The sequence below is a fragment of the Streptomyces sp. NPDC088553 genome, from assembly GCF_044752965.1.
Lineage (GTDB): Bacteria > Actinomycetota > Actinomycetes > Streptomycetales > Streptomycetaceae > Streptomyces.
Genome location: NZ_JBIVMG010000004.1, coordinates 105376 through 118552, shown reverse-complemented (window position 1 = coordinate 118552; position 13177 = coordinate 105376). Strand labels below are relative to the sequence as shown.

Here is a 13177-nt window from a genome sequence, read left to right as displayed (position 1 = left end):
ACGGAAACCGATGAGGCCGTCAGGTTAGGCACCCCTCACTAGTACTTGCAAGTTCAACATCAGGCCACCGGCAAGTGTGTGGTGCGGTTCACTTCCCGATGGCCGTTGTTGACGCAGTGTCAGCGGTGGGGTCCTCAGCAGCCGTTGAGCACGGACTGGAGGGCGCTCTTCTCGGCGGAGTCGACGCTGAGGTTCCAGTAGTACTTCACGTGCACCCACGCGCGGGCGTACGTGCAGCGGTACGCGGTCCGCGAGGGCAGCCACTCCGCCGGGTCCTGGTCGCCCTTCGACTGGTTGACGTTGTCCGTCACGGCTATCAGCTGCGGCCGGGTCAGGTCGTTCGCGAAGGACTGGCGCTGCGAGGTGGTCCACGCGTTGGCGCCCGAGCGCCAGGCCTCGGCCAGCGGGACCATGTGGTCGATGTCGAGGTCGGCGGCGGCGGTCCAGGTGGCGCCGTCGTACTGCGAGTACCAGCTGCCGCTGGTCGCGGCACAGCTGGAGTCCGTGACGACGTTCACGCCGTCGCGCTTGAGGACGGTCTCGCGGGTGTTGCAGGCGCCGGACTGGGTGATCCAGTGGGGGAAGAGGTCCCGGCTGTATCCGGAGGAGGAACCTTCCGCCTTCACGGTGAGGGAGGCCAGGTAGGTGCGGGCGGTGGCGGCGCTGACCGGGGTGGGCATGGCGGCCTGGGCGGCCGGGGCCGTGGCGAGGAAGCCGGTGGCGGTGAGGGCGGCGGAGGTGGCGAGCACGGCGAGTCGACGCGCGTAGACAGTGCCGACGGGCATGGGAACTCCCTTGAGGTGGGGGGACCTTGGCGGGTGCCGTCCCCGTGAGTGCCGGGCTTACGGCCCGGTCATCGTGGCGGCGCGAGGTTTCGGTGGGGGGTGCGCCAGGTAACAGGGTGACGACATGAACACGTCACATCAAGGGGTGTGACGTGTCCTGATGGAGTGCCAGGTTCCGCCGGGCGTCACGGGGGTGGGGCGGGAGTGGCCGTCAGCGACCGCGCGTGCGGGGACACGACGAGACCCCGGGCCGTTTCGGCCCGGGGTCTCGTCCCGTCGTGGATCCCCGAGTGGGGAGGTGCGGTCGGTGCTTGAGGAGCGTGGTCCTTGAGGAGCGCGAGGTCCTACGGAAGCACGGTCAGCGTGATCGAACCGTCGGCCGCGGGCTCGACCCGCAGACGGGTGAGGTCGTCGACGTGCACGTCCGGCGCGAAGGCCGCCGCGCGCGGGCCGACGCCCACGATCCGCATGCCGGCCGCGCGGCCCGCCTGGATGCCGGCCTCCGAGTCCTCGAAGACGACGCAGTCCGCCGGGTCGAAGCCCAGCTCGGCCGCGCCCTTCAGGAATCCCTCGGGGTCCGGCTTGCTGGCCCCCACGCACTCGGCGGTGATCCGGGTCTCCGGCATCGGGAGCGCGGCGGCGCCCATCCGTGCCTGTGCGAGGGCCTCGTCCGCCGAGGTCACCAGGGCGTGCGGCAGCTGGGCGAGCGCGGCCATGAAGGCGGGGGCGCCGGGAACGGGCACGACCCCGTCGAGGTCGGCGGTCTCCTCGGCGAGCATGACGCGGTTGTCGGCGTGGTTCTCGTCCATCGGGCGGTCCGGGAGGAGGACGGCCATGGTCGCGTACCCCTGGCGGCCGTGGACCACCTTGAGCACGGCGTCCCCGTCGAGGCCCTGCCGCTCCGCCCAGCGTCGCCAGCAGCGCTCGACGACGGCATCCGAGTTGACGAGGGTGCCGTCCATGTCGAGGAGGAGGGCGCGGGCGGTGAGCGTTGCCGGGGTGGTGGCAGGCATCAGGTCTCCAGAGGGGGTGGTGCGGAGAACGAAGCGGTCCCGCCCGCCGGTCAGGGTGTGCGGGCGGGGCCACTTTGTTTTTCTACGATACAAAACCCGGGGGTGTCTTGGCCAACCGGTCCGCATACCGGGACCCGGGGCGGGCTCGCGGGAGTCGGACGGGGAGTCGGATCGGGGGCCGGGTGGGAAGCCGGACCGGGAGTCGGATCGGGGGCCGGGTGGGAAGCCGGACCGGGAGTCGGATCGGGTGGGGGGCCGGGCGGGAAGCCGGATCAGGAGCCGGATCGGGAGCCGGATCGGGGGTCAGATGTGCGGGGTGTACCGCTCCAGGACCTCGCGGGTGTTCGGCCCGTACACGCCCTCGGGATCGCCCTGGATGTACATGTACGACTGGTAGAGCGCCACCGCCTCCCACACGTCGTCGTCGTACCTGCCGTTGACGCGGCCGCGGTAGACCCCGACGTCGGCGAGACGCCGCTGGAGCTCCCGTACCTCCTGCCCGCTGGAGCCGTAGTCCAGGGTCTCCTCCTGGCCCTGTTCCCCCTCCCCGGGGGACGCGCCCGGGGGCGTCGTCGTGGCCGGGGGAGCCGTCGTCGGCCCGACGGCCGGCGCCGACGAGGATGAGGCCGGCGGGGGCGCCCCCGCGCCGCTCGTGGTCACGGAGGCGCTCGGCGACGCGGTCCTGGGCGTCGGCGAGGCCGACGTGGGCGACGGGGACGCGGACGTCTCGCGCGGGGTCGGGGACGAGGACGTCGGCTCCGGGCTGTGCGACGAGGCGGAGGGGGAGGGTGCCTCCGACACGCCGAGGTTCAGCGACGCGCTCGTGGTCACGTCCGGTACGGCCGCCCGGTCGTCGGGCTCCTCCCCGCCTCCGAGGACGGCGGCCGCCAGGGCCGCGGTGCCCGCCACGGCGACGGCGGCCGCCGCCGCGACCAGCGCGCCGCGCCGGCGCCCGCGTCCCCGCGCCTGCCCACGGCCGGGCGGCGGGGGTATGTCGCCGGTGCCGCGCAGCAGGAGCGGCATGGTCTCGGAGAGGTCGCCCCCGGGGTGCGGCTCGGCCGAAAAGGCCGCGGTGCCGCCGTACGGCTCGTACCCGCCGCCGGGGACGGGCCCGGAGACGGGCCCGGAGACGTCTGCGGTGGTGTCCCGCACGACACCCCCGCCCGGCCCCCCGTCCGGCCCATGGCCCAGCCCCCCGCCCGACCCCCCGTCCGGCCGGACCGCCGCCAGCGGCGCCGTCGGCGGGTCCTCCGCGGCGGCACCGCCGTAAGCACCCGTTCCGTACGAGTCGGCGCCGTGCGCAGCCGTACCGTGCGAGTCAGGGCCGTACGCACCCGTTCTGTACGAGTCAGGGCCGTACGCAGCCGTACCGTACGAGTCGAGGCCGTGCGTCGCAGCCGTACCGTGCGAGCCGGTGCCGTAAGCGCCAGGGCCCCCCGACCCCGAGCCCCCCGACCCGGCGCCTCCCGCCACGGCCCCCGGCCCGTCCTCCGGTGCGTCCAGCGTCACGTACGGCCTGATCCGGAGCGGATCGAAGTCCTCGGCCGCCGCCAGTTCGGCCTGGGCGCAGGCGCAGCCAGGTCTTTGTACACCGCATTCAGGACAGGCATGTCCGGTCATGATGGGTCCCCTCCCCGAGACAACTGCTGGCGATTATGCAGCCCGCACCCTCCCGGCGGGCGAACAGGCGGACGAACTCCGCAGGCCATATCCGGACATTCGGACCAGGATGGAGGGGCCGTCCCATGGGCCGTCCGGCGGGACGCCCGACGAGACGCCCCGAGGAGACGCCCATGGCCCAGGAAGTCAGCCCCTCCGAGCTCGGTGGCGCCCCCGCGCCCGGGGAGGGGCAGAGCCGCCGCACGGTCCTCGTCGCGATCGGCGCGCTGCTCCTGGGCATGCTGCTGGCCGCCCTCGACCAGACCATCGTCTCCACCGCGCTGCCGACCATCGTCAGCGAGCTCGGCGGCATGGAGCACCTCTCCTGGGTGGTCACCGCCTACATCCTGGCGTCCACGGCGGGCACCCCGCTCTGGGGCAAGCTCGGCGACCAGTACGGGCGCAAAAGGCTCTTCCAGGCGGCGATCGTCCTCTTCCTCATCGGCTCCGTGCTCTGCGGCATCGCACAGAACATGCCGCAGCTCATTGCCTTCCGCGCGATCCAGGGCCTCGGCGGCGGCGGTCTCATCGTGCTGTCGATGGCGATCGTCGGCGACCTCGTGCCGCCGCGGGAGCGCGGCAGATACCAGGGGCTCTTCGGCGCCGTCTTCGCCACCACCAGCGTCCTCGGTCCGCTGCTCGGCGGGGTCGTCACCCAGCAGCTCTCCTGGCGCTGGGTCTTCTACATCAACCTGCCGATCGGCATCGTCGCCCTCTTCGTGATCGCCGCAGTGCTGCACATCCCGGTGAGTTCCACCCGGCACACCATCGACTACCTCGGCACCCTTCTCATCGCCTCCGTCGCCACCTGTCTGGTCCTCGTGGCCTCGCTCGGCGGCACCACCTGGGCGTGGGGTTCGGCGCAGATCATCGGCCTCGCCGTCCTCGGAACCGTACTCCTCGTCCTCTTCGTCCAGGTCGAGCGGCGGGCGGCCGAACCCGTACTGCCGCTCAAGCTCTTCAGGATCCGGACGTTCAGCCTGGTCTCGGTCATCAGCTTCGTCATCGGCTTCGCGATGTTCGGCGCGATGACCTATCTGCCGACCTTCCTCCAGGTCGTGCAGGGCGTCACCCCGACCAAGTCCGGCGTGCACATGCTGCCGATGGTCGCCGCCATCCTGATCACCTCGACGATCACCGGCCAGATCGTCTCCCGGACGGGCCGCTGGAAGTTCTTCCCGATCGCCGGCACCGCCGTCACCTGCCTCGGACTGCTCCTGCTCCACGGGCTGACGGAGACCAGCTCCACCGCGGAGATGAGCGTCTGCTTCTTCGTCTTCGGCGTCGGCCTCGGCCTGGTCATGCAGGTCCTCGTCCTGGTCGTGCAGAACGCCGTCCCGTACGGGGACCTCGGCGTCGCCACCTCCGGAGCCACCTTCTTCCGCTCCATCGGGGCCTCCTTCGGCGTCGCCGTCTTCGGCACGATCTTCACCACCCGGCTCACCCACTCGCTCGACGACGTGTTCGCCGCCGCCACCGCCGCAGGGCAGGACCTCCCGCCCGGCATCGGCCCCGAGCAGCTCGCCGCCGACCCGCGCACCGTCGCCTCGCTCCCGGCCGGCCTGCGCCCCGACGTCCTGCACGCGTACGCCACGTCCATCACCGACGTCTTCCTGTACGCCGCGCCCGTGGTCCTGGTCGCCTTCGTCGTCGCCTGGTTCCTCAAGGAGGACAAGCTGCGGGGCTCGGTCACCGCGCCCGACACCAGCCAGACGCTCGCCGCCGGCCCCGTCGTGCGCTCCTCGTACGACGAGTGCGCCCGTGCCGTGTCGCTCCTCGGCTCCCGCGCGGGCCGCAGGGAGACCTACGAGAAGATCACCGCCCGCGCCGGGCTCGACCTGCTGCCCGCCGCGAGCTGGCTGCTGCTCCGCATCCGCCGCCACGGCACCGTCGAACCCGTCCGGCTCGCCGAGCACGTGCCCGTGCCGCTGCGGGTGATCACGGAGGCCTCCCGGCAGGTGGAGGAACGGCGCCTGGTCACCCGGGAGGGGCCCCAGCTGATGCTGACCGAGGAGGGCGTCCAGGCCGCGACCCGGCTCGACGCGGCCCGCGAGGAGTCGCTCGCCGAGCTGCTCGGCGACTGGTGGGGGCCGGACCGGCCCACCGACCTGGTGAAACTCGTGGAGGAACTGACGGCCGAGCTCGGCGGCCCGGACGGGGAGCGCCCGCGCGACCCGGAGCCGCCCCGCGACGACCACGCGTAAGTGCGCGGCCGCACGCCCTGTATGACAGTCATTCAGGACCCCTCAGTACGCTGTTCCCTCGACGATCGGATCACAGGGGGAGCGGGCAGGATGAACAGCGAAGAACCACGTCAGGGCCAGGGCTGGCCGGCGCCGCCGGCACACCCGCCGGCCGGGCCGGCGAACGGCGGACACGGCGGGTACGGAGGCGGGTACGGCGGTGGATACGGCGCCCCGGCGCCCGTCGTCGTGGCGCGTACGTCCTCGCACCGGGGTGCCTGGATCGGCGCGGCAGCCACGCTGGTGGCGGCGGTGATCGGCGTCGTCGGCACGTATCTGGTGAGCACCCACGACGACGACCCCACGCCGCCGCGGGCACAGACCCCGGTGACGAACTCGGCCGCCCCCTCCGGAGCGGAGAGCGGGAGCGGCGAGGACACCTCCGTGGACTCCTCGCAGAGCCCGGAGCCCACGACGAGCCACGAGACCTCGACGCCCTCGGGGACGCAGTCCTCCGAGGCCCCGCCCGCGAAGCCGGCCGGCGCGGAGGCCTGGAAGGGGGCCCTGGTGATCGTGTACGCGGAGGACAAGGACCTCGACGCGGCGCCGCCCGCGGAGTCCGAGATCCGCGAGGAGAACGACTTCTCCGTCTACCCGTTCGGCGGCCACATGCTGCAGCCCGGGGACGACGTCAAGGCGCTGGTGTGGAAGGACTCGACGAACAAGACGCCCTCGTACGAGGACTGCGCGCGGGACATCGACACCCTGGGCACCTCGACGGCGACGGAGCTGAAGACCGGAATGGTCGTCTGCGCCGCGACGAACGACGGCCGCCTCGCCCGCCTGACCGTCAAGGAACTGGCCGGTCTGGCGTCCGACACGCGCGCCGTGTTCGACGTCGTCGTCTGGAGCCGTTGACCGCCGCCGCTGACTGGAGCCGTTGACCGCCGCCGCTGACCGGAGCCGCTGACCGCCGCCGACCGCCGCCGACCGGAGTCGTTGACCGGAGCCGCTGACACGGAGCCCCCGGCGGTCCCGGGGCGGGTCGGTCAGAGGTCCTTGCCGTACCAGATGTCCATGTACGGGCCCGTGCAGTACGCCGGGATCTCGTCGTACCCGTGCCGGGTGTACAGGGCGCGCGCCTCGACCAGGTCGAGGCGCGTGTTCAGGACCATCCGGCGGGCGCCGAGCCCGCGTGCCGCGTCCTCCAGGGTGCCGAGGAGCACGCCCGCCCCGCCCAGGCCGCGGAAGGCGTGACGCAGGAAGACGCGGGTCAGTTCGGCGCGGTCCTCGTCGAGGAGGAGCACCCCGCCGCAGCCGGCGGGCTTCCCTTCGTACCGGCCGACCAGGAACTGCCCGGTCGGCGGCGTCAGCAGCTCGACCCCGTCGTTGGTCAGGCCCTCGTCGATCTCCGCCCGCGTCGCGGGGCGCTTCCAGTAGCGGCTCGCGACATCGTCGTAGTAGTCGCGGCGCAGAGCGGTGGCGTCCGGGGTGTCGACGTGCTCGGGGGAGAAGGTCCAGGTCATGAGCGCCATTGTGCGGCGCGCACGACCTGGGACGCAGCCCGATTTCCCCGGACGCCCGGCCGGCGGGGGACGCGCGGGGTCAGCTCTTCGGGGACGCCTGCTGGACGACCTCGAAGGACCAGAGGGTGGAGCCGGACGCGGCGGGCCTGGGCCGCTCGCCGCCCTCGGAGCCGCCCTCGGCACCACCCGCGCCGCCGCCCCCGTGCGCGGCCTTCATGGAACCGTTCATCCAGGCCTGGAAGTCCTCCTCGCTGCGCCACCGCGTGTACACCAGGTACTGGTCGGTGCCCTCGACGGGGCGCAGCAGCTCGAACCACTCGAAGCCGTCGGACCCCTCCACGGCCCCGGCCCGGGAGGCGAAACGCTGCTCCAGGACCTCCCGCTGCTCGGCGGGCACGGTCAGGACGTTGATCTTCACGATGCTCATGAGAGGCAGGATATGACTCCCGGTCCCACCGCCTTCGAGGCGGACGCGGTACGGGTCCTGGCGGCCCGCTGGCTGCCCTGTCTGGGCGAGGGTGACTTCGTCTGTTCGCCGGTGGGGCTGTGGCTGGCGCTCGCGGCCGTGGCGTCCGGGGCCCGCGGCCGGACCGCCGAGGAGCTGCGGGGGCTGCTCGGGGTCGACGGGGAGGCGGCCGCCGTGGCGGTGACCGCCGTCGGGCGGCGGCTCGCGGTGACGGAGGGGGTCGTGTCGGCGGCCGGTGTGTGGAGCGGGGTGGCGCTGCGCGATGCCTTCCGGCGTGGCCTGCCGGACGTGGAGTTCGGGGTGCTGCGCGGAGCGCCGGCCCGGTTCGAGCTGCCCGACGAGGTGTCCGGGGCGACGGACGACGTGTCCCTGGGGGAGGTTCCCGCCGTCGCCCAGGACGAACTCGACGACTGGATACGGAGGGCGACCGGCGGGCGCGTCCAGCGGCTGCCGCTCGGGCTCGACGGTTCCGAGGACCTGGTCCTGGTCAACGCCATGGCCCTGAAGGCCTCCTGGCTGACCGCGTTCCCCGCGCACCTCACCCGCGACGAGCCCTTCACCGACGGCTGCGGCGACACCCGGCCCGTACCGACGATGCGGCGGCGGATTCCGGCCGACGCGGTCTGGTCCGTGGACGGGGTCACCGTCGTCGAGCTGCCGTGCGCGGGCGAGGAGGCGGCCCGGGTGCGGTTCGTCCTCGGCCGGCCCGGCGCCGGGCCGGCCGATGTCCTGCCCGCCGCCTGGGCCGCGCCCTCGGCGCGGAAGCCGCTCGCCGCGGACGCGGCCGACCTCACGCTGCCGCGTTTCACCCTCCGTACGAGGACCGGGGCCGACGCCCATCTGGCGTCGCTCGGCGTCAGCCGGGCGTCGCGGCCCGGGGCCGACTTCTCGGGTCTGTCCCCGGCGGGTCTCTTCGTCTCCGCGGTGGTGCAGGAGGCGCTGGTCGAGGTCGCGGAGGAGGGTGTCGAGGCGGCCGCCGTGACCCAGGTGACGATGACCCGCAGCGCGGCACCGGCCCGGCGCCAGGTCGTGGAGCGGGTCGCGTTCGACCGGCCCTTCGGCCTGGTCGTCCTCGACGCGTCCGGTGAGCTGCCGCTCTTCGCGGGCTGGCGCCGGAGCGCACCGGGCGGGGCGGGCTCCGGAGCCCCGTAGCCATCGCGCCGCCGCGAGACGCTCCGTTCTGTTAGGGTCGCTCGTATGTGTTCCGTCATCCACAACCGGCAGGCGATCCGCACCCGTTCGGGGTGCTGACCGCGGTGCCGGCCTGCGCCCGGCACCCGGACCCGCGTCCACCGTTCGCCTCCTGATGACGAGGAATCCCACCATGCGCGCACACTCGCGCCCCACGTTCGTATGCGTCCACGGCGCCTCCAGCAACGCACGGGCCTGGGGCCCGCTGCAGAACGAGCTCGCGCTGCTCGGACACCGTTCGTACGCCGTCGATCTGCCCGGGCACGGCGACCGGGCCGAAGGCCCCGCCGCCTACTACCGGCAGCCCCAGGACCTGGCGGCGCTGGCCGCCGCCCCGTCCCCGATGAGCGGCGTCACGCTGCGGGACAACGTGCGGCACGTGACGGAGGTCCTGCGGCGGCTGGCCCCGCTGGGGCCGGTCGTGCTGGTCGGCAACAGCCTCGGCGGTCTCACGATCGGTGCCGTCGCCGAGGCCGCGCCGGAGCTGGTGGACCGGCTGGTCTATCTCTCCGCGTACTGCCTCGCCGACCCGGCGATGCTCACCGGGGCGTGGGACGTGGTCGACGAGAACCTGCTCGACGCGGCGGTGGCGCGGATCGCCGTGCCGCTCACGGGCGAGTCCGCCGACCCGGCCGTGGTCCGGCTGAACTGGCGGGCGGCCCACGCCGATCCCGCCGTGTTCGCCGAGCTGAAGGCCGCCGTCATGGCCGACTCCACCGACCGCGCGTTCGGAGCGCTGCTCGACACCCTGGATCCGGACGAGAACCACGGGGTGCTGGAGCCGGGGGCGCTGGTCACGGCGGAGCGGTGGGGCCGGGTCCCGCACACGTACGTCCGGCTGGCCGGGGACGCGAGCATCACCCCGGCGGTGCAGGACCACATGATCCGCAAGGCCGACGAGCTGACGCCGCACAACCCCTTCGAGGTGCACACCCTGGACACCTCGCACGTCGGCTACTTCAGCCGGCCCGCGCTCTTCGCGGAACTGCTGGCAGGCCTCGTCCGGCGCGCCCCGGGTGTCTCCCTTCCCGCCGTGCGGCCGGGAAGGGAGACACCCGCGGGGGGCTAGCCCACGACGCGGGCGAGCAGCAGGCCGTCGTAGCCCTTGGTGCCGACCGTCTGGATCGCCGTCGCGTCCAGGCGGGGTTCCGCGGCGACGAGGTCGAAGAGTTCGCGGGTGCCGGTGATCGCCGGGTCGTCCGGGTCGGGGGTGGTGATCCTGCCGCCCCGGACCACGTTGTCGACGATGATCACCGTGCCGGGGCGGGAGAGCTTCAGGGCCCACTCCACATAGCGCGGGTTGTTGACCTTGTCGGCGTCGATGAAGACCAGGTCGAACGGGCCCGCGCCCTCCGCCTCCAGCCGCGGCAGGCTGTCCAGGGCCGCGCCGGTACGGACCTCGACGATCTTGTCCAGGCCGGCGTGGGCGAGGTTGGCGCGGGCGACGTCCGCGTGGTCGGGGTTGTGTTCGAGGGTGATGAGCCGGCCGTCGGCGGGCAGGGCGCGGGCCAGCCAGATCGTGCTGTAGCCGCCGAGGGTGCCGATCTCCAGGATGTTCCGGGCGCCCTGCACCTGCGCGAGCAGGTGGAGGAGCTTGCCCTGGTTGGGGGCGACGGCGATCTCGGGCAGCCCGGCCGCCGTGGAGGCGCTGAGCGCGGCGGTCAGCGCCTCGTCGGCGGGGGCGATCGTCTCGGTGAAGTAGGCGTCGACTGCGGTCCACTGAGGGTTGGTCATGCGGCTGAACGTACACCGGGGCCGGCCGCCGGGCGGCGCCTCGTCGCCCGTTCGACCAGGAGCGTCGCGAGGGCGGCGAGGAGCGGACCGCCGCCCACCGTCAGCAGCCAGACGGGGATTCCGTCGCCCACCGTGAGCAGCCGGTCGGTGTACTCGACCCGGCGGTACGGGGTGTCGGCGACGGCCCGTAGGTGGTGGTCGTCGTCGATCCGCTCCGGCTGGGGGAACTCCTGTTCCAGGACGGTGAGTTGGACCGGCCGGGTCCCGGCGAGCGCGGCGATGGGGCCCGCGGGCTCGATCCGGCCGGCGAAGGTCACCTCGGGGGCGTCGCCGCCGATGGGGGAGCGGGGCTCCATCCGGTGCTCGGCGAGGATGGAGAGGCCGAGGCTCTGGGAGGTCTGCGCGAGCCGTGAAAGGCGCATGGGATAGACGAGTTCGGGGGAGGCGAAGGTGATGCGCAGCGGGGTCAGCTCGCCCTGGAGGACGGCGTTCTTCTGCTGCGGCGCGAGGCGGACGGCGACGTATTCCCACCGCCGCTCCACGTACGGCTGGAGGGCACCGGTCAGCCGTTCGGGCAGCTCGAAGCCGTTGGTCCGCAGCCAGGTGCCGAGGGCGTCGCGGTCGGTGGCGGTCAGCCGGGCGACGTCGAAGGGGCCGAGCCGTTCGCGGCCGACGACGCCGACGCCGCCCGCGCCGGGCGCGGGAGCCCCGGCTCCGTCCCCGTAGTCGTGGTCGAACGGCCAGTCGCCCTCGCGCGGCCAGAAGTGGAAGCGGTCGCGCTGCTCGGGCTCGGTGAGCCGGTCGAGCGCGTCGAAGAGCCCGGGGTCGCCGAGGGTGACGCCGGCGCGGCTCGGCACGGGCATGATCCAGGCGGCGTGCTGGGCGTCGCCGTGGACGTTGAAGCGCATGACGACGGTCTCGGTCCGTCCGTCCCAGTGGACGGCCGACTCCTCGCGGTCGACGCCGATGCGCTGGTCCTTGGTCGGGATCATGGCGCCGCAGCCGCAGGCGTACGCCGGTGCGACGAGCGAGCCGAGCTGGAGCGCGAGCAGCGCGACGATGGTGGCCAGAAATCTGTGTGTCCCCCGCATGCGGGGTGGGACGTGCCGGGTGACCCTCCGGTTCCGTCCCGTCCCACTCCGCACGCTCAGGTCCCGGCGCGGACCCGGAGTTCCTTCACCCCGTTCAGCCAGGCGGCCCGCAGCCGGCGCGGTTCGCCGGCGAGCGTCAGGTCGGGCAGGGCGTCCGCGACCGCGTTGAAGATCAGCTCTATCTCCTTGATGGCGAGGGACTTGCCGAGGCAGAAGTGGGGTCCGCCGCCGCCGAAGCCGAGGTGCGGGTTGGGGTCGCGGGTGATGTCGAAGCGTTCGGGGTCGGTGAAGACCTCGGGGTCGTTGTTGGCGGAGGAGTAGAAGAGGCCGACGCGGTCGCCCTTGGCGATCTTCTGCCCGCCGATCTCGGTGTCCTGGGTGGCGGTCCGCTGGAAGGAGACGACGGGGGTCGCCCAGCGCACGATCTCCTCGGCGGCGGTCGCCGGCCGTTCCCGCTTGAAGAGTTCCCACTGGTCGGGGTGGGTGAGGAAGGCGTGCATGCCGTGGCTGATGGCGTTGCGGGTGGTCTCGTTGCCGGCGACGGCGAGCAGCAGCACGAAGAAGCCGAACTCGTCGGAGGAGAGGTTGCCCTCGCCCTCGGCGGCGACGAGCTGGCTGACGATGTCGGCGGCGGGGCATTCCTTGCGGGCGGCGGCCATGTTCATCGAGTAGCCGATGAGTTCCATGGCGGCCTCGGCGCCGATCTCCTCGGTGATGGCGTACTCGGGGTCGTCGTACGCGACCATCTTGTTCGACCAGTCGAAGATCCGGGAGCGGTCCTCCTGGGGGACGCCGATGAGTTCGGCGATGGCCTGGAGGGGGAGTTCGACGGCGACCCGGGTGACGAAGTCGAAGGTGCCGTCGGCGTCCGTGGCGCGTTTGGCCTCGTCGACGATGGCGTGGGCGCGGTCGCGCAGGGCGGTCTCCAGGTTCCGGATCGCCCGCGGGGTGAAGCCGCGCTGGACGATCTGGCGGACCCGGGTGTGCTCGGGCGGGTCCATGTTGAGCATGATCAGCTTCTGGACCTCGATCTGGTCCCGGGTGATGTGCTCGTTGAAGCGGATGACGGCCGTGTTCTCGTTCGAGGAGAACAGCTCGGGGTGCGTGGAGACGTACTTGACGTCCGCGTGGCGCGTGACGGCCCAGTACCCGCCGTCCGCGAAGCCCGTGATGCCGGGCGGCTGGGGGCACCACCAGACGGGTGCGGTCTGCCGCAGCCGGGTGAACTCCGGGAAGGGGACGCGGTCGCGGAGCAGATCGGGGTCGGTGGCGTCGAACCCCTCGGGAAGGTGGGGACAGGGCATCGGCAACACACTCCACATCTGAGGGAATCTGATGAGGGGATCTGATGGGCCGTCAGGAGTTGCCGGGAAAGTTAGTAACGAGTTCTACAAGTAGCAAGGGCCAGAACGGGAAGTGTTGCCTCCCGGACCCTTGCGTACCCGCGGTAGCAGTCATAAGACTGCACTCAGAACTAGAACGCGTACTAGTTCCCCCGTGACGCCGACCGACGGGCTGCCGGGACGCCC

General features: G+C 72.7%; 12 protein-coding genes. 4 read left to right on the top strand and 8 right to left on the bottom strand.

Going from position 1 to position 13177, the window contains the following annotated elements:
• Positions 1–134 precede the first annotated feature (134 nt).
• From ACIP8Z_RS13605 to ACIP8Z_RS13595, 3 genes are all read right to left on the bottom strand, one after another.
• Complete coding sequence (locus ACIP8Z_RS13605; RefSeq protein WP_319309100.1) at positions 135–785, bottom strand: HNH endonuclease family protein; 651 nt, start codon at positions 783–785, stop codon at positions 135–137.
• Between the two features lie 344 nt (positions 786–1129).
• A complete protein-coding gene (locus ACIP8Z_RS13600; RefSeq protein ID WP_402082623.1) occupies positions 1130–1798 on the bottom strand; it encodes an HAD-IA family hydrolase in 669 nt (222 codons plus the stop codon).
• 303 nt (positions 1799–2101) lie between these two features.
• The gene (locus ACIP8Z_RS13595; protein WP_402082620.1) at positions 2102–2950 is read right to left on the bottom strand and encodes a peptidoglycan-binding protein; all 849 of its coding nucleotides are present in this window, start codon (positions 2948–2950) and stop codon (positions 2102–2104) included.
• 641 nt (positions 2951–3591) lie between these two features.
• On the opposite strand from ACIP8Z_RS13595, the gene ACIP8Z_RS13590 reads away from it, so the two are divergent.
• The gene (locus tag ACIP8Z_RS13590) at positions 3592–5661 is read left to right on the top strand and encodes a DHA2 family efflux MFS transporter permease subunit (protein ID WP_402082617.1); all 2070 of its coding nucleotides are present in this window, start codon (positions 3592–3594) and stop codon (positions 5659–5661) included.
• A 90-nt stretch (positions 5662–5751) separates the two neighbouring features.
• The gene (locus tag ACIP8Z_RS13585) at positions 5752–6558 is read left to right on the top strand and encodes a hypothetical protein (RefSeq protein WP_402082615.1); all 807 of its coding nucleotides are present in this window, start codon (positions 5752–5754) and stop codon (positions 6556–6558) included.
• A 131-nt stretch (positions 6559–6689) separates the two neighbouring features.
• Here the strand turns inward: ACIP8Z_RS13585 and ACIP8Z_RS13580 are convergent, their stop codons facing one another.
• Together ACIP8Z_RS13580 and ACIP8Z_RS13575 are read right to left on the bottom strand one after the other, a co-directional pair.
• Entirely contained in the window at positions 6690–7175 is a 486-nt protein-coding gene (locus ACIP8Z_RS13580) for a GNAT family N-acetyltransferase (protein WP_402082612.1), read from the bottom strand.
• Between the two features lie 70 nt (positions 7176–7245).
• Entirely contained in the window at positions 7246–7593 is a 348-nt protein-coding gene (locus ACIP8Z_RS13575; protein ID WP_319309092.1) for an antibiotic biosynthesis monooxygenase, read from the bottom strand.
• 12 nt (positions 7594–7605) lie between these two features.
• Between ACIP8Z_RS13575 and ACIP8Z_RS13570 the strand changes: the two genes are divergently transcribed.
• Together ACIP8Z_RS13570 and ACIP8Z_RS13565 are read left to right on the top strand one after the other, a co-directional pair.
• A complete protein-coding gene (locus tag ACIP8Z_RS13570) occupies positions 7606–8784 on the top strand; it encodes a serpin family protein (protein ID WP_402082609.1) in 1179 nt (392 codons plus the stop codon).
• Between the two features lie 172 nt (positions 8785–8956).
• Complete coding sequence (locus tag ACIP8Z_RS13565) at positions 8957–9892, top strand: alpha/beta hydrolase (protein ID WP_402082607.1); 936 nt, start codon at positions 8957–8959, stop codon at positions 9890–9892.
• On the opposite strand, the gene ACIP8Z_RS13560 is transcribed toward ACIP8Z_RS13565, so the two are convergent.
• The 3 genes from ACIP8Z_RS13560 to ACIP8Z_RS13550 are packed head-to-tail and all read right to left on the bottom strand — an operon-like array spanning position 9889 to position 12952.
• Positions 9889–10557 carry an O-methyltransferase gene (locus ACIP8Z_RS13560; RefSeq protein WP_402082605.1) on the bottom strand — a complete coding sequence of 223 codons (669 nt, stop codon included), beginning with the start codon at positions 10555–10557 and terminating at the stop codon, positions 9889–9891. The two genes, ACIP8Z_RS13565 and ACIP8Z_RS13560, sit on opposite strands and share 4 nt — an antisense overlap.
• Positions 10554–11648 (bottom strand): DUF2330 domain-containing protein, encoded by a 1095-nt coding sequence (locus ACIP8Z_RS13555; RefSeq protein WP_402082602.1) that lies wholly within the window; start codon positions 11646–11648, stop codon positions 10554–10556. The genes ACIP8Z_RS13560 and ACIP8Z_RS13555 overlap by 4 nt, the downstream gene beginning before the upstream one ends.
• Positions 11649–11704: 56 nt before the next feature.
• The gene (locus ACIP8Z_RS13550; RefSeq protein WP_402082600.1) at positions 11705–12952 is read right to left on the bottom strand and encodes a cytochrome P450; all 1248 of its coding nucleotides are present in this window, start codon (positions 12950–12952) and stop codon (positions 11705–11707) included.
• Between the last annotated feature and the right edge of the window lie 225 nt (positions 12953–13177).

Excerpts from the sequence above, each read along its gene's own strand:
- ACIP8Z_RS13605 (WP_319309100.1), bottom strand. The coding sequence starts at position 785 with ATGCCCGTCGGCACTGTCTACGCGCGTCGACTCGCCGTGCTCGCCACC.
- ACIP8Z_RS13600 (WP_402082623.1), bottom strand. The coding sequence starts at position 1,798 with ATGCCTGCCACCACCCCGGCAACGCTCACCGCCCGCGCCCTCCTCCTC.
- ACIP8Z_RS13590 (WP_402082617.1), top strand. The coding sequence starts at position 3,592 with ATGGCCCAGGAAGTCAGCCCCTCCGAGCTCGGTGGCGCCCCCGCGCCC.
- ACIP8Z_RS13585 (WP_402082615.1), top strand. The coding sequence starts at position 5,752 with ATGAACAGCGAAGAACCACGTCAGGGCCAGGGCTGGCCGGCGCCGCCG.
- ACIP8Z_RS13580 (WP_402082612.1), bottom strand. The coding sequence starts at position 7,175 with ATGGCGCTCATGACCTGGACCTTCTCCCCCGAGCACGTCGACACCCCG.
- ACIP8Z_RS13575 (WP_319309092.1), bottom strand. The coding sequence starts at position 7,593 with ATGAGCATCGTGAAGATCAACGTCCTGACCGTGCCCGCCGAGCAGCGG.
- ACIP8Z_RS13570 (WP_402082609.1), top strand. The coding sequence starts at position 7,606 with ATGACTCCCGGTCCCACCGCCTTCGAGGCGGACGCGGTACGGGTCCTG.
- ACIP8Z_RS13565 (WP_402082607.1), top strand. The coding sequence starts at position 8,957 with ATGCGCGCACACTCGCGCCCCACGTTCGTATGCGTCCACGGCGCCTCC.
- ACIP8Z_RS13560 (WP_402082605.1), bottom strand. The coding sequence starts at position 10,557 with ATGACCAACCCTCAGTGGACCGCAGTCGACGCCTACTTCACCGAGACG.
- ACIP8Z_RS13555 (WP_402082602.1), bottom strand. The coding sequence starts at position 11,648 with ATGCGGGGGACACACAGATTTCTGGCCACCATCGTCGCGCTGCTCGCG.
- ACIP8Z_RS13550 (WP_402082600.1), bottom strand. The coding sequence starts at position 12,952 with ATGCCCTGTCCCCACCTTCCCGAGGGGTTCGACGCCACCGACCCCGAT.